Below are 20,013 nucleotides of genomic sequence, written 5' to 3' on the forward strand. Positions count from 1 at the left end.
TTGTATTTACAAGCCTGCGTCTGCTAATGATACGTAGCCTGGGTCAATTAAACGTGACTTTAGATTTGTTGCGCTTACTGCCACTAGTCGCTCGTTAACAGTAGGGACAGTTTCCCCGTGTTCAATTTTTGTTTGCACTGTAGCGATTTTTTTGTCAAGTTTACCGTTTCTGTTCAAAGAATAACAAGTAGCAGTAAGATCTTGAACAATCTGCTTATGATTTTCTATAGTTGTCATCCATTGCTTTCCGCTCACAATGTTTGGCATAATATTTTTGTACGCGCCATAACCAGTTATTACTGGCCATTTCTTTGCTTCTGATTCTTCTTCCTCATCTTTTTTCTGCTGTTGTTGTAACTCTTTTTCGGTTTTCTTCGCAGAATCTTTTGGAGCAGGAACTGGTCTTTTATTAAGATCTCGTTTCCCTATGAAGTTTCCGATAACGTCCGGCAAATTGAAAGATGGGTTTATATCTGCTGCGCTTCCTTCATAACCGAGATCGTTTAGTGCTTGTACGGCTTGTAAAGCAATTTGATCATCGAGTGCAATAATTCCATCAACGCGATGCCTTGAGTGTGAAAAAAGACTTGTACTTCTCGTAATTCGTTTTGTTAACTCATTTTTCACAGAGTCAGCTACATCTGCGTCGAAAGCAACATTGGTCCAGTCTTTTTCGCTACTATTCACATTCAGTCTTCCAGAAGTGCTTATTAATGTCCCCGAAGCAAAATATGGTCTCAAAACTTTCCAAATGCCAGCGAATGCTTCTTCAGCAAAATCATCATGGAATGCTGTTTCGCTATTTGCATGCGTATTGTTGTTAGAATCATCATCCTCGTTTGCTTCGTCGCTGTTATTTTGTTGATTATTATTGTTTGCATTAATATTTTTTTGATTGTGACATGGCAAAAGAACTTCAATGTAGCGTGGATTTTCTTTAGTTGCACGATCTAGAGCGATTTTTTGTACCAGAGTTGTTGCTTGAATTTCGCCAATGGTTCTTGCGTCAGATAAATGGAACATCACATCAGGTTTGAAACCGCTAACACGTCGTGAGAGCATAACAACGTGTATTCCTGCCTTTTTTGCTAGGCTAAGTGATGATGCCAATCGTTTTTCTGCATTAAGCTCATCTTTGGATGATTGAGAGTTATCGGCATTTTGTAAATTTAAGTCCTGAGTATTTGATTTTTGCGTATTTTCAGAATTAGACGCAGGTAATGTTGCATAATCTCCATAGTTATTATTGCCGTTTTTGTTAGTCCATGGAGCTATAACAATTGTCGTTTTGCTTAATTGTTTTTTGACTTTTGAATTTTCGGAAACAGAATTGTGCTTTTCTGAATTATTCTGTTTTGCATTGTTCAATGAGCTTAGCAAATTTACTACATAATCTTGCACATCGCGGCTTTGTTCTGAAAGGCTAGAAGAAGTTTTAGTAGTAATAGAATTATCGTCAAATCCCTTATCTTTTAACGATTTTATTAATTCTGGAACCAGTACATCCCACGTGCTTAGAGGCTTATTGCGTGTTATTGCCAATCCGTCTGATGGAGTAAAAACAATAACGTTACCGTGATTCGCTTGTTCTTTACTTTCAGATTTTAAAGAAGTTTTTGTTGAACTTGCGCACGAGCTAACAACAAAAAGCATCGTAACTAATGCTGTCAGCATAACTAAAGAACGATGCATAGTTCTGTTGCACAAACGAATCATAGTAGTGACCTCTCGTTTCGTGGTCTATCTGTTGCTGTCTATATGTGTTCTACTTGTAACTATCTTCTAACATTGTATATAGCTGTGTGCTAAATACTTACGTTGCTGTTTTAGTGAGCAAAATTATCTTATAGAACTTTTTATAAGACTTTCGCACATATTACGGTATTCGCTCACGTAGCCTCCACCAAAGAACACGCAATGTCCTGCAATAGGGTAGAGCTGCCAAATAATCATGCGCTGCTCAAAACCTGCTTTAAGTGGATGAACAGACTGATAGCCGTCTAAAATCTGCTTAAAATAGCTGATTCCAAATAAATGAAGCATCGCTAAATCTTCTTCGCGGTGCCCACCATGTGCTGCAGGGTCGATTAGAACAGCTTCAGTGTGTTCGCCGTCTGAACTTTTAGTCCATAACACGTTTCCGCTCCACAAGTCTCCGTGAACTCGAGCAGGCTTATCTTCTGCAGCTTTTCCTAATAAATCAGGCAGCGCATCAATAACTTCGTTTGTAAGATCTAAGTCGCTTTTAGTAAGCTCTCCGCGAGCAATCCCAAGCTCAACCATAGGGCGCAATCGTCCGTCCGCAAGGTAGTCAATAACATTACTCCAAGTGCCAGTTGGCATTTCAACTGGATCACTTAAAGGTCCAAAATAGCATGTGCCATCGTAATCTGCTGGTGCTTCACCAAAATATTTTGCACCGTAATCGTGCATATGAGCGAGCGCTGCACCAAACTCAAATGCAGCAAGTGGTGTTGCTGAGTGAGTGTCAATGCGCTCAATATTAAGGTAACCGTTTCCCCAATCAAATACTTCAGCCACTCTAGGGCCGCCGTATTTGTGAGCTTCAGAAAGCCATTTTAAGCCTTTACCTTCGCATTCAAAGAAACGCTCAGGCGCGTATAATCTACTTTTCTTATATACAGCGTTGTTCATAGAAGCCTTCTTAACGTAGTAGCGCATACGAAACATGCGCTACATACTTAATAAAATATTTATTAATAAATTAAATTATTCCCAAGCTCACTATTTTACTGAAGTATTAGCACAATGAGCGATGCTGCGTTTAATTTGCAATAAGATGAGTACAATACTTACGCCAAGTAGGATGTGTCCGATTCCTGCTAAACCAGTTATGGCAAAATCTATAGATGGACTGAGATGTAGACGTAGTACTTGTGCAATTCCACGAGTAATCATCATTACTGCTGTTAGGTTGAGTCCAATATGATAAGTTATTAAGATTCTCGTAGTTTTTTCGTTACTAAAACTGAAGTTTTTCTCAACTAGTATAAGTAACAGAAAAACAACCATGCCAAGCATAAAGTAGTGTGTGTGAACTACAGCAAGCATACTTTTTGCATGGAAAGCATTAAATTTTGTAAATTCGCGATAAAAGACGCCGCCAATCATGGCGAGGACAGCATACAACAAAGACGTATTAATATAACGTTTCATAACATGATTCATAGTAACTTCCTTACGTAGAGTGATAGTCAAATATTCCTTAGTAATGTTGCTGGTGTTACAAGTGTTTGTAAGCACTATTGCATAGTATGAGTGTTTTTGTAATGCGGACATACAGTTTTAACAAATTGATATCCAAAAAGTAATCCTGCTAAGGCTAATGCGGAGCCTAATCCCGTATAAAACACGGCAATAAAGCGTTCTGGAGCGATATTTGTTGCACGAAGAACAATTCCAAAAGTCATCATAAAAGCCATGATTATAAAAGATTTAACGTCAAAGAATTTAAGGAAAAACTGCTTTTCTTCCACATAGCCGTTAATTCTTTGAGTATGTTTTTTAACGAGTTTTCCAAAAATAAGGAATTGGAATATTGCAAAAACTAATAACGATAAAGCGTAATTTAGTGGCTGCAAATAATTTGGGTATGCCAATAAGCCAATCTTAAGAATATTAAAACCAGCAGCTCCCCAAACTAAGCAAGCAATAAGAAGCAACGTATTTTTTTGTACTTTCAATTCACAACCTCTTTAATATTTATAGTTTTATTGAATTTTACCTAATTTTCTAATCTTTATTTGCTCAAAAAGTTTATTTACTATTGTAATGATTTATTTTGCGAAATAATCATAAAATCTTAATCTTGTGCGCATATTAGGAAAACTTACGTTAAAACTACATATTTTCTTAATAAAATATCAATAAAACTTGTAAAAAGTGTTGCGTAATGACGATATTAGACGCTATAGTCCTAGGGTATGAACGACAACGATCAACAGTATGCAACAGCTGACAATAAAGCTACTATTGCTGAGCCAGCTTTTCGTTACAACGCGCAGCTCGCACAAGATATTGAGCAGCGCTGGCAAAAAACCTGGGATGAACAAGGCACGTTCTGGGCTGCTAATGTTAAAGGCGATTTGAAGGATGGCGAAGGCAAGCTTGCTGACGGTCGTCCTTCTTTCTTTGCAATGGACATGTTCCCGTATCCTTCCGGCAAAGGCTTACACGTTGGACATCCTCTTGGATATTTGGCAACGGATGTTGTAAGCCGTTACCATCGCATGAAGGGTGAGAATGTTCTTCATGCAATGGGTTACGACGCTTTTGGTTTGCCAGCAGAACAGTATGCTGTTCAAACTGGTCAGCATCCGCGCATCACCACTGAGGCAAATATTGCTAATATGCGCAGGCAGTTGCATCGTATGGGCTTGAGTTTTGACGATCGTAGGTCTTTTGCAACGATTGACACAAATTATGTGCGTTGGACGCAATGGATTTTCTCGAAGCTTTATGACGCTTGGTATGACACTGATTTTGTGCGCAAAGACGGCGGAAAGGGTTCTGCTCGTCCGATTGCTGAACTCGTTGATGAGTTTAAGAGCGGCAAGCGCGAAATTCCTGGTTTTGCAGGCAAAAAGTGGGAAGAGCTTAATAAAGTAGAGCAAGCGGATGTATTAAACAATTTCCGCATTGCTTATATTTCTAAATCTCCTGTAAATTGGTGCCCAGGCTTGGGAACTGTGCTTGCAAACGAGGAAGTTACTGCAGAAGGTAAGTCTGAACGCGGAAACTTCCCAGTATTCCAGCGCAACCTTCGCCAGTGGTCCATGCGAATTACCGCTTATGGACACCGCTTGGTGGAAGATTTGAACACTATTGATTGGCCAGAAAAAGTTAAGCTTATGCAGCGAAACTGGATCGGCGAATCTCACGGTGCATCTGTGCACTTTGAAGTGCCATGTGCGGACGGCGAAACGCGCGATTTGGAAGTGTACACTACTCGTCCAGACACGCTTTTTGGTACAACGTTTGCGGTTGTTTCCGTAGATCACCCAATTCTTGAGCATGTTCCAGAAGCTTGGGGTGCGGACGTTCCAGAAAGCTGGAAGGGCGGTTACGCAAGTCTTAAAGAAAGCTTGGCAGAGTATCAAGCTCAAGCTCGCGCGAAGACTGCTAAAGATCGCACGGAAGATGCAGGAGCAAAAACCGGCTTGTTTACTGGTCTTTACGCAATTAATCCTGTAACTGGAGCAAAACTTCCGCTGTTTGCTGCTGACTACGTGCTTATGGGTTACGGTACAGGCGCAATTATGGCGGTTCCTGGCGGCGACCAGCGCGATTATGATTTCGCAAAAGCATTCGGTTTGCCAGTAATTTACACTGTTGAGCCTTTGCCTGATTCCGAAGAAAAGTTGGCAGATTACGAAGGTAAAGCTCCGTTTGTTTCTCACGACGGAATTGTTATTAATTCAGCAGTAGAACATACGCACAAGCTTGGTGACGCTTTGTCTATTAACGGTTTGCGCGTAGACGAAGCTATTAAAAAGGTGACTACTTGGCTTGAAGCTGCAGGCGTAGGAAAAGGTAGGGTTTCTTACCGACTTCGCGACTGGCTGTTCTCTCGCCAGCGCTACTGGGGTGAGCCATTCCCAATCGTTTATGACGAAGATGGTGTTGCTCACTTAGTGCCAGATAGCGAGCTTCCAATTGCATTGCCGGACGTTCCTGACTATCAGCCAAAAACTTACGCTCCAGACGATGCAAATTCGGAGCCTGAAGCACCTTTGAGCCGAAACGAAGATTGGGTAAAAGTTCAGCTCGACCTTGGCGATGGCGTAAAAACCTACTATCGTGACACCAACACTATGCCGAACTGGGCTGGTTCTTGCTGGTATTACATGCGCTACTTGGATCCAAACGATGCTGAGCATATGGTTGACAGCGATGAATACGACTACTGGATGGGCACAAACCGTCCAGGCAAAGAGCACGTATCTGGAGGCGTTGACCTTTACGTTGGTGGTGTAGAGCATGCAGTTTTGCACTTGCTTTACTCGCGCTTCTGGCATAAGGCGCTTTACGACTTGGGTTACGTGGATTCTGCTGAACCATTCCACCGCTTGTTTAACCAGGGTATGATTCAGGCTTACGCTTACACGGATGAGCGCGGACAGTACGTTCCTGCTGACGAGGTTGAAGAAGGTGCTTCAAACAGCGCTGGTGAGCCAACCTTTACATGGCACGGCGAAACCGTGAACCGCGAGTTCGGCAAAATGGGCAAGAGCTTAAAGAATATTGTGACTCCAGACTACATGTACGAGAACTACGGTGCAGATACGTTCCGCTTGTACGAAATGAGCATGGGTCCGCTTTCTGAATCTCGCCCGTGGAATACGCGTAACGTTGTTGGTGGCATGCGATTCTTGCAGCGCTTGTGGCGTAACGTTGTGAACGAAGAAACCGGAGCTTGCGTGGTAACCGACGACGCACTCGACGAGAAGACGTTGAAGGTTCTTAACAACACAATTGCAGAAGTGACTGTGGAAATGGAAGCAATGCGTCCAAATACTGCAATTGCTAAGCTGATTGTGCTTAACAACCACTTGACTTCGCTTCCTCACGTGCCGCGAGCAGCTGTCGAGCCGCTGGTTCTTATGCTGGCTCCAATTGCGCCGCATATTTGCGAAGAAATGTGGAGCAAGCTTGGACACGCAAAGTCGATTGCTCACGCAGATTGGCCTGTTGCGGATTCTCGCTACGTTGGTGAGGATACTGTTACTGCCGTTGTGCAAATAAAGGGCAAGGTTCGAGCAAAGCTTGAAGTTGACCCAAATATTGACGCTTCTGAGCTTGAAAAGCTCGCGCTAGAAGCTGTAGCTGATCGCTTGGGCGGTAAGGCTCCGCGCAAGGTGATTGTGAAGGCTCCTAAGATTGTGTCTATTGTGCCTGACGAGAGCTGAGTCGAAGCTAAAATCTGCTTAATTAATGCTGTATTGCGCGATTTTTCGTGCTTTACAGCATTTTTTGTTATTCTTGGGTTTCGTCTATGAGTTTTGTAACTGATTTAGTTTTTTGGTTTTGACGAGGCTAGAAAATTTGTGTTTGCGCAAATACTTGCTTTATGTGGCGCGAGTTTTGGGGGATTTCTCTCCTCGCACGTCCCGTCCTTCAGTCGCTTTGGCTGTTAAAGGCGTTTATTGTGTTTGCCTTTCTTTAAAGAATGTTGCTCCATCAGTCCTCTTTTAGTGCTCGTAGAGAAATCCCCCAAACTCTGCGTGATAATCGTTAATAACCGTGCTCATCGCAGAGATTTTTCGATTTTTCTTCTTCGCTTGGCGAATCAGCAGCCTGCGGCTCTGACGTTCGCCTCGCTCAGTGCGAAAAATCTCAAATCTCACCACGTTGGTATTCGTACACTAAAGTCGCTTAATTAAGCTGCGGGGTAGTTTGTGGGTGAGTGTGTTTGGTGTGGTGTCAGCAGAGCTTTAATTTTAGTGTTCTTTGAACAGTAGAGAATGTTAAAGGTTTTAACCACAGGCGCATATTTTTGTTGCGAAGTGTTATAAGTTGCCCAATAGTTAAGTTAAGAACTTTAAGAGTTGGGGGATTTATGGAAGACTTTGAGCAGAATTTTGGGCAGAATCATGAGCATAATTTTAGGCTTAATAAGCCTGCGTCTGATTTGCCTAGGAGACGAATTGCAACGTCTTTAGAAGAATTTTCTAACAGCAATGTTGATAAAAATTTTAGTGACGACTATTGCGAAAAAGCTTGTAATTCTTTTGATGAAGAAATTATAAGTAGAAAAACTCATCCTAGATTTCACATGAAGCCTGTACATACGCTTGCTTTAATGCTGATACTAGTTGCGGCTCTTTGTGCAAGCTTGACAATGCTTATTTCTCAATCCTTAACATATCAACGAGTTCAGAACGAAAAAGCAGGCGCGTTTGCAATAGAAAACGACGATACTAGTCGCGAAAAGCATTCTTTTAGCGATTTAAAAGGTAACAATAAAAATGATGATGAAGAAAAAAGTGTAAGTAATGAACTCGACGAAAACAGCGGAGGTGACGGAAGTAAAGGCAACAGAGGAAGTAAAGGTGATAGTAACGACAAAAGCGACGTGAGCAACAAAAGCGACGTGAGCAACAAAAGCGACGTGAGCAACAAAAGCGACAGAAGTAATAAAAGTGACAGAAGTAATAAAAGTGACAGAAGCGACAAAAATACTGCTTCTAATCAAAGTAACACTGGCAGAATCAATATAAACACTGCGACGCTTGATCAACTAGAAACCTTAAAAGGAATCGGTCCCAAAACTGCTGCGCGCATTATCGCTCAGCGTAAAAGAGTTGGTTATTTTCGCAGTTTAGAAGATTTGATGCAAATTAAAGGAATTGGGCCTAAAACCTTGAATAAATTCCGTGGGAATGTTGACGTCAAATAGGTGAATTATGCGAGAAAACGTAGAAAAAGTAGAAAACGTTTCTGGAAGTCGTGACTTTCGTATGATTCCTGTTGCTGCAGCGTGCTGGGCTGGATGCTTAATTGGAAAATTCTTATGCGATTTTACTATAATTTATTGCATTTCAATAGTTTTATTCAATGCAACTATAGTTTCGATTTTTATATTTTGCAAAAAATTTAAGTTTTTTATATGGCGTAGAACAGTTTTAGTGATAATAAACGCTTTTGTAGCTGCGTTCATGCTTTCGTACATAACTCAATATGTGATATCTGGTGACGTTATTATGCGAGAAATACGCGGCAATAATCCTATTAAAGCACTGTATTCTCGAGGAAATAATGCCGGGCGCGCACATTTTGCAGAATTTACAGTAGTTACTCCTGTGCGCTCGTCTAGAAGTTTTAAAGGAGATTGCCAAGCTAATGTTCAAGTGCATAAGTTTGATGCGCAAAAAAGTTACGTTCAAGCGCGACTGTATGCGTATTCGCCAATATGCAAGCAACTTAGCTATGGTTCTAGCCTAAGCGTTCCTGTTAGCGTGAAAGCTTCGAGATTTGATAGTAGTAAGCCTGAATTGCATGTAGAAAAAACTCAACGAAATTTGCATGTTGTACAAGACTCAGACTTTTGGCACAAAGCCGTTAGTAATTTGTGGAAATCGTTTTATGACGTAACAAATAAGCTCGATATGCAAGGCAGAATGTTGGTTCCTGGAGTAACTGTTGGCATGCTTGGGCAAGAATATGTGCCAGTAGAGGATGCAAGTTCACTTGAGCCTGTCGACGAAACTTATGCGAATATGACACGTCAACATTTTCAACATGCTGGAATCATGCACGTTATGGCAGTTTCAGGCGGACACTTTTTGCTACTTAGTATGATTATTCGCAAGTTTTGCGCACGATTACTGTTGGCTCGTTGGGCTACATCTTTAATACAAATTACGTTGCAAATTGCTTTGGCTGCGATAGTTTACCCTTCTGCATCTGTGCTTCGAGCGTTAATTATGGGAATAATATCCGCTGTTGCGTGGTGTTGCAAACGTCCATACCAGTCAGTTAGTGCTTTAAGTTGGACTGTTATTGGAGTGTTACTAGTAAACCCTTCGTATGCTTGGGATTATGCTTTTGCTCTTTCTTCTGCAGCAACTTTGGGAATTGTTGTTATGGGAGTGCCGATTTCTAAAACGCTTGCAAAATATATGCCATCTTGTGTTGCTTCTGCGCTAGCTATAACGCTTTCTGCACAATTTTGGACTATGCCAGTGCAAATTCTTATGCAACCGGAAGTGTCATTTATGTCTGTGCCAGCTAATCTAATAGTTGCGCCTCTTATGGATTGGGCAACAGTGTGCGGCTTAATTTCACTAGTTTGTGCGAGCTTTAACGGTGGATTATCGCTTATTTTTGCGAGAGCTTCATCAATTGGAACAAGCTTTATGCAAAAGTGCGCGTGTTGGTGCGATGAAGTATCTTTTGGCGTGTTTCCATGGATAAAAGGTGCTGCAGGAGCGTGGGCAATGTTGTGTGCAGAATTTGTGATATTGGCTTTGTTTATGCTAGCTTTGCGAGCTTTTCGCAATAAGTATTATGTTCAAAGAGCTAGCATAATTGGTCAACTGTGGTCTGCTTCGGCAAAGCGAACGTTACGAGAAGCAGAGAAAATTTTCGAAGAGTAGCAAACACGCACGCATATTCGAATGCAATATTATGATGGTTAAGAGTTGGTTGGTTTAAGGAGCATTATGGCAGCAAATAATAAGCGCGCGCAACGCGTTATGCCAGTTACGCTGGTAGTTGGAGGTGACGCTTACTTAAACGAGCTCAATGTTCGAAATGTGCGTGAAAAAGTTCAAAAAAGTGCTCCGGATGCTGAAATTATTGAACTTGATGCGTCAACTGCGGATCAGTACGCATTTGACGAAGCTGTAGGTCCTTCGCTTTTCGGTGACGGAACGATTGTAATAATAAATAATTTGCAACAAGCAGACGAGTCTTTAGTGGACGCAATCGAAAATTTCTGCAAACAAACGCAAAATAGTGAAAATAGCGAAAATAATTTTGTAGACTCTTCTGCAACTTGGGTTATTGCGCGTCACGAAGGTGGGCTTAAAGGAAAGTCTATTATTACGCGCCTTACGAAAGCTGGCGCAAACACAATTACAGTGCCGGATCTTAAAAAAGACGATGCCAAGCTCAACTTCGTTATGAGCATATTTGAGCGTCACAATCGAAGCGTTGAGCCTCAAGCAGCACAACGTCTTGTGTCAGTTTTGGGAAGTAAAACAGGGGAGCTTGCAGCATTATGCTCGCAATTATGCTTCGACTATGACGATAATCCAATAACGCTTGATATTGTCGACCGATACTTGATTGCAGATCCGCAAGTTACCGGCTTTTTTGTTGCAGATAAAGCTGTTGCAGGTCATGCAGGTTCTGCTGTGCTTGCAGCAAGAACTGCAATTGCTCAAGGAGTTGACGCCATAGCATTAATAGGTGCTTTGGCTGCAAAAGTACGCGTAATTGCGCTCGCAATGGCAATTCGCAACGGCACGATTTCTAGTGCTGAAGCGAAAGTAAACCCGTGGGCTCTTAAAATGGCAATGCGTCAGCTTGCTGGATGGAATAGTGCAGGTGTTTCTAAATGTTTGCAATCTTTAGCTTGGGCGGATGAGCAGTGCAAAGGCGGATCTAGTGATGCGAATTATGCGCTTGAAAAATGTATTATGCTCATTGCGTCTCGAGGAAATTAGAAAGCGTAAATTAAGAATCGTAAATAAGAAACGTAAATTAAGAACTGCAAATTAGAAAGATTGTGTTAAGTATGAAAGAAGAAACGGTGTCAGAACAGCAAAAAGTGTGTACTGTGCCTACGGATACTGATATGCGCGAGCTTGGTAAAGCTGTGGCAAAACTAGTTAAAGAAGGCGACGTTTTGCTGCTTTCTGGTCCTCTTGGAGCTGGTAAAACAACGTTCGCTCAAGGTTTTGGTGCAGGGCTTTCAATTAGTGAGCCGATTGTGTCTCCAACTTTTACGATTGCGCGCGAATTGCATGGCACTTTTGCGGATGGTAAGCCGGCGACGCTAATTCACGTTGATGCTTATCGTTTGGGTGGCGAAGATTTTGCTCCGGGGCAAGATACTGTTTCGCGTTTGCTTGACGAGCTTGAATCTTTGGGGCTTGACGAAGCTTTGGAAGAGCCAGGAGACGGCACTGTTGTGCTTATGGAGTGGGGTGAGCAAATGGCAGGAGTGCTTGCTGCTGAGCGCTTAGAAGTTCATATTGCAAGACCTATTGACTCTTCGCAAGTAGACGATTTTGCTAGCGATGGCGAGCGAATCTTAACTTTGAAAGCTGTTGGCAAGGATTGGCTTAATCGACTTGCAAAATTGTAATTAGAAATACGCGAGTAAATATCGCAACAAATAAATCAAGTTGTGCTAAGCGAGTAAGCTAGTCTGGTACGTGATTTCGAGGAATGAACATGAGTAATACGCTGATTATTGACACATCATTTGGTTCTACTGTTGGAATTGTGGGCCATGAGCCGATTGTTGAAACCGACTCTCGCACTCACGTGGAGCGTTTACAAGTAAATATTGCAAAAGTTGTGGAGGACGCTGGGCTTAAGTCTTCCGATATTAAACGCGTGGTTGTGGGAGTAGGTCCTGCTCCTTTTACAGGACTTCGCGCAGGATTAGTTGCAGCAAAAGCGATTGCATTTGCAAATAATGCTGAAATTTTGGGGTGTGATAGTCTTCTTCCTCAAAGTTTGATGATGCGTTCCGGCGCGTTCGAAGAAGCTCGCAAAAATGGCGTTATTTGCAAGGATTTGCTACTAAATATTCCGAATTCTGTGGATTCTTGCGACTCTAATATTCGTCACTACGTGCTTTCACTAAATGATGCGCGTCGTCGCCAAGTGTACATGTCCTTATACGACAACGAAGGAAATGCGCTAATAGATATGGATATTGACTATCCGCAAAATGTTGTTGCTCGTGTGAATGAGTATTTAGCAAGCAAAACTAACGAAAATTATTGCGTGGATGTGCTCGGACACGGTGCTAAAAAATACGTTGAAGATTGGCGAAATATTGCCAATATTGGCGTTATTGCTGAAGTTTCTGCGCTTGACTTGGGTGTGCAAGGCTTGCAAATTTTCGAGCAGTGCGCTGAGAATTGCGTCGATAAAGATGAGCGCGTAAAAGCTGTTGAACCGCTTTATTTGCGCCGTCCGGACGTGTCTGTGCCAAATCCGCTTAAGCATGTGCTTGGCTCTGGCGAAGCGAATAAGGCAAAAGAAAAATAGAAGCGTTTTAACGATTTGAGTAATTATGATTGTTGATATAACGCGTTCTAAATTTCCAGCAGTAGTCGAGAATTGCAATATAGTTCCAAAGTGCGATTTTACTTGCAATGAGTTAGCGCAAAAAATAGCTCCTATTGAAGCCGACTTGTTTGGCAAAGGCTCATGGAATGAGAGCATGATTTCGCAAGAATTGCAAGCTCCTATGCGCGCGTATTACGCTCAAATCGACGAAAATACGCATACGTTATGCGGGTATGCCGGCTACTGGTTTGACGGCGATGACGCGCAAATAATGACAATTGGCATTGCAAAACAATATCAAAGAAAAGGCCTAGCGTCGGAACTTTTATCAACTATGATCAAAACCGCAGAAAAAATTGGTGCTAAGCGCATGTTGCTAGAAGTGCGAGTTGACAATGTTCCTGCGCTCGTGTTGTATGAACGTTTTGGTTTTAAGAAAATGGGTTTGCGGAAACGTTACTATCAGCCGGAAGGCGTGGATGCGTACACAATGTGCGCTGATCTAACCGCAAAAAATAACGGAACTGAGGAATAACGAGGAATAAAATGAGCGAAGCAATCGTATTGGGGATTGAATCAACTTGTGACGAAACTGCCGCAGCTATTGTGCGCGGACGTACTCTGGTGTCGAATGTGGTGGCATCTTCAATGCAGGAGCATGCACGCTACGGTGGCGTAATTCCAGAAATTGCTTCTCGTGCGCACGCTGAAGCTTTCGTGCCGGTTGTTTCTAAAGCATTGGCAGACGCAAACATGGATTTAAGCGATGTTGACGCGATTGCAGTAAGCGCAGGTCCTGGTCTTGCTGGCTGCTTAGCTGTGGGAGTTTCGGGAGCTAAAGCACTAGCTTGGGCTGCAAATAAGCCGATTTATGGTATTAATCACGTAATTGGGCATATTGCAGTAACACAATTGCAATTCGGCGACGTGCCGGAAGATGTGCTGGCTTTAATTGTTTCCGGCGGTCACACTTCGCTTCTTCACGTGAACGATATTGCTAGAAGTATTGACGTTGTTGGCACAACTTTGGACGATGCTGCAGGCGAGTGCTTTGACAAAGTTGCGCGTTTGCTTGGGTTCCCATACCCGGGTGGCCCTCATATTGATAGGCATGGAAGGCTTGGAAATCCGGATACTTTGAAAGTTCCGCAAGGCTTGACGCAAGGTCGTTCCGGCAAAGAGCATCCGTACGATTTCAGCTTCTCGGGCGTAAAAACTGCTGTTGCGCGCTGGGTTGAAGCGCGTGAGGCTCAAGGGCTTGAAATTCCAGTTGACGACGTGTGTGCTTCTTTGGCTAATTCTGTGGCGGAAGTGCTTTCACGCAAAGCTATGATGGGCTGCGAGCAGTACGGTTCTAAAACGTTGATGATTGGCGGCGGATTCTCTGCTAATTCGCAGCTTCGTGAGCATTTGCTGGCTTGCGGCAAGGAGCATGGAATTGAAGTGCGTTTGCCAGAGCTTAAGCTTTGCACGGATAACGGTGCGATGGTTGCAATGCTTGGCGTAAATTTGGTAGAAGCAGGGGTTCGTCCTTCTGCTCCCGATTTTGCAATCGATTCTGCAATGCCTCTTACCACTGTGAGCTTATAATAAGTAGCAATAATAAAAGTCGCTTTAAAGTTGCGAGGTGTTTTGTGCAGTCAGTTAATTCGCGTAGTGGTGTGTTACGAGTAGGTGAGAAGATTCAGTTCACTGATCGTAAAGGTAAGCGAATTACTGCACAACTTATTGCAGGCGGATTTACACAAACTGAGCACGGCCTTATTTGTCACGACGACGTGATTGGCCAAAGCGAAGGCGTTGTAATTACTACTGTTAGTGCAAAGCGCGAATCTCAGCAAAATAGCGAAAATCAAGAATCTAAAGACCTTTCAAAATCTGGCAATAAGCCTTGGAAAGCAGCTCGCGCTATTGGCGGCTGGGATTATGTAGTTATGCGACCGCGCATGGTTGACTACGTGCTTTCTATGCCTAGAGGCGCGCAAATTATGTATCCGAAAGATATTGCGCAAGTAATCGCTTTAGGAGATATTCGTTCTGGAATGCGCGTTTTGGAGTCGGGCGCTGGCTCTGGTGCTATGAGTTTAAGTCTTTTGGACGCAGTTGGGGAGTGTGGAAAGCTTACTACGATTGAGCTTCGCCCGGATTTTGCGCGCATTGCCGAGTCTAACGCAACTTTGTACTACGGAAAGCGCCCAGAATGGTGGAATTTGCTTACTGGCGATTTTGATTCTGTTGCAAAAACCTTAGATGCGCACAGCGTGGATCGCATTATGCTAGACATGCTTGACCCTTGGAATCGCCTTGAACAAGCACATCGAGTTATTGTGCCTGGAGGCGTGCTTGTTGCGTACGTGACGACTACAACGCAAATGTCTCGCATGGCTGAAGCTTTGCGAGAAAGTGGCATGTGGACGGAGCCGGAAATTCAAGAAACATTGGAGCGCACTTGGAAAGCTCAAGGTTTGGCGGTTCGTCCGGATCACGCGATGATTGGTCACACTGGATTTTTGATTGTTTCGCGCGCAATGGCTGAAGGTTTTAGCGCTTTGAAAAAGCGTGAGCATGGAACTAAAGATACTGTGAGCGATATTGACGATATGACAGCAGAAGAGCGCGCTGAACAGTTGGAAGACTTGTCTTTGCGCGATATTTCGGATCGTAAATTGCGTAAAGTTTTACGTGATTTAGACGTGCAGCTTGCGCAATTGCCGGAAGATTCGCAGTCGCAAGATTTGCAAGATTCGCAGTCTACACAACAATCATCGCTTAATCAAGCTAAGTAGGAGAGCATTATGGCATCACCAATGAAAAAGCTTATGAAGAAAGCACATCATAGTAAGTACGTTTTGTTGCTGATGCGTCATGCTAAAGCTGAGGCTCCTCAAATGGGTGACGACTGGGGTCGTGGCCTTACCGATAAGGGCTTGAAGCAAGCGAAAATTATGGCAAAAGGCTTGGAATCTTTGAAGCTTGTGCCGGATTATATTGTGTGTTCTAGTGCGAATCGCACTGAGCAAACTTTGAAACGCATGTTGAAGCGTTTTGGCGACTCTCCTGTGGTTGAGTCGCGCAAAAGTCTTTATGATGGCGGCATGCAATCGGTTATGGACGAGTTGCAGGCGATTCGAGGCGATGTTCGTACGACGATGATTGTCGGGCATGAGCCGACGATGTCTATGGCTGCGCAGTGGCTTTCTTCGCCTGATTCGGATCCGGATGTGCTTGGGGCGATGCGTTTGGGGCTTGCTAATGCGTCGATTGTGGTGCTTGTGTCTGATCGGCCATTCGCAACTTGCGGCTTGCGCGGTGCCACAGCTCTCGCAATCCTAACCCCCAAATCCTTTGCTTAATCACACGAAATTAAGCATATAAATTAAGCTTATAACGACACCCCAAGTTCTTGAATGACCGCATTCAAGCATTTCTTTGCTAGGCTAAAGCGAGTCAAAGAAATTTTTTGGAGGATGTATGTCTGCGGTTTTTACTTCTGTTTCCGGTTTCCCACGTATTGGCGCTAATCGTGAGTTGAAGAAGATTATTGAACGTTACTGGAAGCAGGATGCTTCTTTGGATGAAGTGCGTGAAGTTGCTCAGTCTTTGCGAGCTAAGCATTGGCGTTTGCAAGCTGAAGCTGGGATTGATTTAATTCCAAGTAACGATTTTAGCTACTATGATCAAATGCTCGATACTGCTATTTTGCTGGGTGCTGTGCCTGAGCGTTATCGTAAATTGAATTTTGAGCATGCTGAGGATACGCTTTTTGCTATTGCGCGCGGCTATCAGGGTGAGCGCGGAGATGTGACGGCTTTGCCAATGAAGAAGTGGTTTACTACGAACTACCACTATATTGTTCCGGAAGTTGAGAATCCGGAAGGCTTGCATTTGGCTGGAACTAAGCCTTTTGACGAGTTTTTGGAGGCTCGCGCGCAGGGTTTGGAAACGAAGCCTGTGTTGATTGGCCCGTACACATTCTTGAAGTTGGCTCGTACTCCTGAAGCTCAGGAGTTGGAAGTAACTGAGTCTGTGATTTCGGCTCTGGCTTTTGCTTATGCGAGTATTGTTAAGCGTTTTGGCGAGCTTCACGCAACTTGGTTGCAGTTTGATGAGCCTTATTTGGCGCTTGATAAAGAGGAAGGCGATTTGGAGCTTTTTGAAGCTTTGTATAAGCCTTTGCTTGAGGCTAGGGGCGCGGAAGTTAAGCTTCTTCTTAACACGTATTTTGGCAATATTGCTGACGCTTACGAAACTGTGAATAATCTTGGTTTTGACGGTGTTGGCGTTGATTTGGTGGAAGGTAAGGAAGAAAATCTTGCAGCCATTGAGCGTTATGGTGTGAACGAAAAAACTACGCTTTTTGCTGGCGTTGTGAACGGCCGCAATATTTGGCGCAACGATTATGCTGTGAGCCTTGGTTTGGTTGACGCTTTGCGTAAGAATGTTACGGATCGCGTGGCTGTTTCTACTGCTTGCTCGCTTCTTCACGTGCCGTTTAGCACTGTTGGTGAGGATGCTTTGGGTGCGGATGTTTTGCAATATTTTGCTTTTGCTGTTGAAAAGTTGCAAGAGATTCGTGATATTGCAAATCTTGCTGTAGAAAGTGACGAAAGCCGTAAATCGAGTAACGTTTTGGCTAAAAATCAGGCTTTGTTCGACGGTTCGCGCGTGAAAGCAGATTCTGCTGTTGCTAATCGTCTTGCGAATCTTAAGGATTCTGATTTTGTGCGACTGCCGGAAAGGGCTGAGCGCCAGCGTTTGCAAAAGGAAGCTCTTGGCTTACCGGATTTGCCAACGACTACTATTGGATCTTTCCCGCAAACTAAGGATATTCGTAACGCTAGAGCCGCTCTTCGTAAGGGTGAGATTTCGCGTGAAGCTTACGACGAGTTTATGCGCGATCGCATTGCCAAGTGCATTGAGCATCAAGAGCAAATTGGCTTGGATGTGCTTGTTCACGGCGAGTTTGAGCGCAACGACATGGTTGAATATTTTGGCCAGCATTTGCGCGGCTTTAAATTTACGAAAAACGCTTGGGTGCAGTCTTATGGTACTCGCTGCGTGAAGCCTCCAATCGTGTGGTCGGATGTTTCTCGCGAGTCTGCGATTACTGTGGCTTGGAGCGCTTATGCCCAAAGCTGCACGAAGCATATTGTTAAGGGCATGCTTACAGGACCTGTGACGATTCTTAACTGGTCTTGGCCTCGCGAGGATATTACTCACGAGCAGCAGACTCAGCAGTTGGCTCTTGCTATTCGCGATGAAGTGTTGGATTTGGAGCGTGCGGGTATTCGTGTGATTCAGATTGATGAGGCTGCTTTGCGTGAAAAGTTGCCGCTTCGCCGCTCTGATTGGCATAAGAAGTATTTGGATTGGGCGATTGCTGCTTTCCGCCTTGTTCATTCTGCAGTTGCTGCGACTACGCAAATTCACACGCATATGTGCTATTCGGAGTTTAATGACATTATTCGCGACATTGATGCTATGGATGCGGATGTGATTTCTTTTGAGGCTTCTCGTGGCGACTTGGTTGTGCTTGACGCTATTCACGACGCGCATTTTGAGACTGAGGCTGGTCCTGGCGTTTACGACATTCATTCTCCGCGCGTTCCTGGTAAGGCGGAGCTTGTGGAGCGTATTCACGAGATTTTGCGTAAGATGCCTGCTCAAAAGCTTTGGATTAACCCGGATTGTGGTCTTAAAACTCGAGGCGACGCTGAAACTTGGCCAAGCTTGGAGAATCTTGTCGCTGCTGCTAAAGAGGTCCGTGCGGAGCTTTCTAATAATCAGCAAAGCAACGAGCAAAGCGGAAATCCAAGCGGCAATTTAAGAAACAATCTAAATAGGGGGTGAGCTATGCCATATAAACCAAAGTTTTCGCTGGAAGTTTTTCCACCTAAGCGCACATCTCCTATTGGTACGATTTACGATACTTTGGATGGCTTGAAGGGTCTTGACCCGGATTTTATTTCGGTTACTTACGGCACTGGAAAGCTGCAGGATCGTACTGCTACTGCGCGTATTGCTCATACGATTCGCTCCGAATATGGCATTGACGCAGTTGCTCATTTAACAGCTCGCTACCTTGATTATGATGCTGTTGATGAAGCTTTGGAAATGTTTGATAATGCTGGCGTTTCCGGCGTTTTGGCTTTGCGCGGAGACGTGATTGCTGGCCAGGAGGCGGCAGGCGTTTTTGAGCACGCTAGTGACTTGGTTTCCTACATTCGTTCAAAGCGTCCGGATTTGCCTATTTTGGGCGCTTGCTACCCGGAGAAGCATCCGGAGGCGGAAAGTTTGCAGGCGGATATTGATAATCTGAAGCGCAAGGTTGATGCTGGTGTTACGCATTTAATTTCGCAATTATTCTACGATAATGAGGATTTTTTGCGCTTCCGTGATTTAGCTCGTGCGGCTGGCATTAACGTGCCGATTGAGGCTGGAGTAATGCCTGTGGCGAACGCTTCGCAAGTTAAGCGCATGACGAGCTTATGTGCGTCTCGAATTACTTCGCAAGTTTCCGCAATGATGGATCGTTGGGGGAGTAATGCTGATTGCTTGCGTGATGCTGGCAGTATTTTTGCTTCTCAGCAGATTAACGATTTAATTGCAGAAGGCGTGGATGGCATTCACTTGTATACGATGAATCATCCGGGTATTGCTCGAAGGATTTGGGCGAATGTGAAGCCGCTTTTTACGAAAATTGGGTAGGTGGCAGCGTTACACAAGTTTTTGCTTACTGTGGCGCGAGTTTTGGGGGATTTCTCTCCTCGCAAGTTCCCGTCCTTCGTCGCTTTGGCTGTTAAAGGTTTTACTGTCTGCTTTGTTCTTAAAAGAATGTTGCTTCCTCAGTCCTCTTTTATTGCTCGTAAAGAAATCCCCCCAAACTCTGCATGCTAGTTCGTTAATAACCGTGCCTTATCACAGAGATTTTTCGATTTTTCTTCTTCGCTCGACGAATCAGCAGCCTGCGGCTCTGACGTTCGCCTCGTTCAGTGCGAAAAATCTCAAATCTCTACCACGTGAATATCCACACGACCGAGTGGTAGTGAGTATTGAAATTTAACATAGAGCGTGTAATGTATACAAATACGCAAAAATGTATAAATGCATAAAATAATTGCGTTTTATACTAAACATGTGTTTAGAATCACCATTAAAACTGTAATCTAGCTTACATTTGTTATGAAAGTTTTCGCCCCAAAAATCTGCTAAAAATGTTGGAATAAAGCCTCTGGGGGG

The 20,013-nt window shown here is 43.7% G+C and carries 16 protein-coding genes; 12 read left to right on the forward strand and 4 right to left on the reverse strand.

From position 1 onward, the window contains the following. Positions 1-6: 6 nt before the first annotated feature. The 4 genes from HXT29_RS01120 to HXT29_RS01135 form a co-directional block, all read right to left on the reverse strand. Positions 7-1,716 (reverse strand): hypothetical protein, encoded by a 1,710-nt coding sequence (locus HXT29_RS01120; protein ID WP_422118395.1) that lies wholly within the window; start codon positions 1,714-1,716, stop codon positions 7-9. A 123-nt stretch (positions 1,717-1,839) separates the two neighbouring features. Continuing rightward, the gene (locus tag HXT29_RS01125; RefSeq protein ID WP_325047851.1) at positions 1,840-2,691 is read right to left on the reverse strand and encodes a fructosamine kinase family protein; all 852 of its coding nucleotides are present in this window, start codon (positions 2,689-2,691) and stop codon (positions 1,840-1,842) included. 54 nt (positions 2,692-2,745) lie between these two features. Continuing rightward, positions 2,746-3,189: a DUF2871 domain-containing protein gene (locus HXT29_RS01130; protein WP_004106454.1), complete on the reverse strand. Its 444-nt coding sequence runs from the start codon at positions 3,187-3,189 to the stop codon at positions 2,746-2,748. Between the two features lie 74 nt (positions 3,190-3,263). Beyond that, the gene (locus HXT29_RS01135) at positions 3,264-3,704 is read right to left on the reverse strand and encodes a hypothetical protein (protein ID WP_012914287.1); all 441 of its coding nucleotides are present in this window, start codon (positions 3,702-3,704) and stop codon (positions 3,264-3,266) included. 240 nt (positions 3,705-3,944) lie between these two features. Between HXT29_RS01135 and leuS the strand changes: the two genes are divergently transcribed. The 12 genes from leuS to metF all read left to right on the forward strand — a co-directional run bounded on the left by leuS (position 3,945) and on the right by metF (position 19,482). Beyond that, positions 3,945-6,929, forward strand: a complete 2,985-nt coding sequence (gene leuS, locus HXT29_RS01140; protein ID WP_422118396.1) for a leucine--tRNA ligase — start codon at positions 3,945-3,947, stop codon at positions 6,927-6,929. Positions 6,930-7,579: 650 nt separating this feature from the next. Next, complete coding sequence (locus HXT29_RS01145; protein ID WP_422112050.1) at positions 7,580-8,419, forward strand: helix-hairpin-helix domain-containing protein; 840 nt, start codon at positions 7,580-7,582, stop codon at positions 8,417-8,419. A gap of 7 nt (positions 8,420-8,426) precedes the next feature. After that, on the forward strand, positions 8,427-10,118 hold the full coding sequence (locus tag HXT29_RS01150) for a ComEC/Rec2 family competence protein (protein WP_422112051.1): 1,692 nt from the start codon (positions 8,427-8,429) through the stop codon (positions 10,116-10,118). A 66-nt stretch (positions 10,119-10,184) separates the two neighbouring features. Then, positions 10,185-11,192: a DNA polymerase III subunit delta gene (holA, locus tag HXT29_RS01155; RefSeq protein ID WP_422118397.1), complete on the forward strand. Its 1,008-nt coding sequence runs from the start codon at positions 10,185-10,187 to the stop codon at positions 11,190-11,192. 71 nt (positions 11,193-11,263) lie between these two features. After that, on the forward strand, positions 11,264-11,836 hold the full coding sequence (tsaE, locus tag HXT29_RS01160; protein ID WP_422118398.1) for a tRNA (adenosine(37)-N6)-threonylcarbamoyltransferase complex ATPase subunit type 1 TsaE: 573 nt from the start codon (positions 11,264-11,266) through the stop codon (positions 11,834-11,836). An 89-nt stretch (positions 11,837-11,925) separates the two neighbouring features. Further along, positions 11,926-12,753, forward strand: coding sequence for a tRNA (adenosine(37)-N6)-threonylcarbamoyltransferase complex dimerization subunit type 1 TsaB (gene tsaB / locus HXT29_RS01165; RefSeq protein ID WP_422118399.1), 828 nt, complete (start codon positions 11,926-11,928; stop codon positions 12,751-12,753). A gap of 25 nt (positions 12,754-12,778) precedes the next feature. Further along, positions 12,779-13,309: a ribosomal protein S18-alanine N-acetyltransferase gene (rimI, locus tag HXT29_RS01170; protein ID WP_004119018.1), complete on the forward strand. Its 531-nt coding sequence runs from the start codon at positions 12,779-12,781 to the stop codon at positions 13,307-13,309. An 11-nt stretch (positions 13,310-13,320) separates the two neighbouring features. Beyond that, on the forward strand, positions 13,321-14,364 hold the full coding sequence (tsaD, locus tag HXT29_RS01175; RefSeq protein WP_004106430.1) for a tRNA (adenosine(37)-N6)-threonylcarbamoyltransferase complex transferase subunit TsaD: 1,044 nt from the start codon (positions 13,321-13,323) through the stop codon (positions 14,362-14,364). 44 nt (positions 14,365-14,408) lie between these two features. After that, positions 14,409-15,560 (forward strand): tRNA (adenine-N1)-methyltransferase, encoded by a 1,152-nt coding sequence (locus tag HXT29_RS01180; RefSeq protein WP_422118400.1) that lies wholly within the window; start codon positions 14,409-14,411, stop codon positions 15,558-15,560. A 9-nt stretch (positions 15,561-15,569) separates the two neighbouring features. Beyond that, positions 15,570-16,127: a SixA phosphatase family protein gene (locus HXT29_RS01185; protein ID WP_422118401.1), complete on the forward strand. Its 558-nt coding sequence runs from the start codon at positions 15,570-15,572 to the stop codon at positions 16,125-16,127. Positions 16,128-16,245: 118 nt separating this feature from the next. Further along, complete coding sequence (gene metE, locus HXT29_RS01190) at positions 16,246-18,624, forward strand: 5-methyltetrahydropteroyltriglutamate--homocysteine S-methyltransferase (protein ID WP_422118402.1); 2,379 nt, start codon at positions 16,246-16,248, stop codon at positions 18,622-18,624. A gap of 3 nt (positions 18,625-18,627) precedes the next feature. Then, positions 18,628-19,482: a methylenetetrahydrofolate reductase [NAD(P)H] gene (gene metF / locus HXT29_RS01195; RefSeq protein WP_004119028.1), complete on the forward strand. Its 855-nt coding sequence runs from the start codon at positions 18,628-18,630 to the stop codon at positions 19,480-19,482. The last annotated feature ends 531 nt before the right edge of the window (positions 19,483-20,013 follow it).

The organism is Gardnerella sp. DNF00550 (genome assembly GCF_049262685.1).
GTDB lineage: Bacteria > Actinomycetota > Actinomycetes > Actinomycetales > Bifidobacteriaceae > Bifidobacterium > Bifidobacterium leopoldii.

Excerpts from the sequence above, each read along its gene's own strand:
- tsaB (WP_422118399.1), top strand. The coding sequence starts at position 11,926 with ATGAGTAATACGCTGATTATTGACACATCATTTGGTTCTACTGTTGGA.
- leuS (WP_422118396.1), top strand. The coding sequence starts at position 3,945 with ATGAACGACAACGATCAACAGTATGCAACAGCTGACAATAAAGCTACT.
- HXT29_RS01185 (WP_422118401.1), top strand. The coding sequence starts at position 15,570 with ATGGCATCACCAATGAAAAAGCTTATGAAGAAAGCACATCATAGTAAG.
- HXT29_RS01125 (WP_325047851.1), bottom strand. The coding sequence starts at position 2,691 with ATGTTTCGTATGCGCTACTACGTTAAGAAGGCTTCTATGAACAACGCT.
- rimI (WP_004119018.1), top strand. The coding sequence starts at position 12,779 with ATGATTGTTGATATAACGCGTTCTAAATTTCCAGCAGTAGTCGAGAAT.
- HXT29_RS01130 (WP_004106454.1), bottom strand. The coding sequence starts at position 3,189 with ATGAATCATGTTATGAAACGTTATATTAATACGTCTTTGTTGTATGCT.
- metF (WP_004119028.1), top strand. The coding sequence starts at position 18,628 with ATGCCATATAAACCAAAGTTTTCGCTGGAAGTTTTTCCACCTAAGCGC.
- holA (WP_422118397.1), top strand. The coding sequence starts at position 10,185 with ATGGCAGCAAATAATAAGCGCGCGCAACGCGTTATGCCAGTTACGCTG.
- HXT29_RS01150 (WP_422112051.1), top strand. The coding sequence starts at position 8,427 with ATGCGAGAAAACGTAGAAAAAGTAGAAAACGTTTCTGGAAGTCGTGAC.
- tsaD (WP_004106430.1), top strand. The coding sequence starts at position 13,321 with ATGAGCGAAGCAATCGTATTGGGGATTGAATCAACTTGTGACGAAACT.
- metE (WP_422118402.1), top strand. The coding sequence starts at position 16,246 with ATGTCTGCGGTTTTTACTTCTGTTTCCGGTTTCCCACGTATTGGCGCT.
- HXT29_RS01145 (WP_422112050.1), top strand. The coding sequence starts at position 7,580 with ATGGAAGACTTTGAGCAGAATTTTGGGCAGAATCATGAGCATAATTTT.
- tsaE (WP_422118398.1), top strand. The coding sequence starts at position 11,264 with ATGAAAGAAGAAACGGTGTCAGAACAGCAAAAAGTGTGTACTGTGCCT.
- HXT29_RS01120 (WP_422118395.1), bottom strand. The coding sequence starts at position 1,716 with ATGATTCGTTTGTGCAACAGAACTATGCATCGTTCTTTAGTTATGCTG.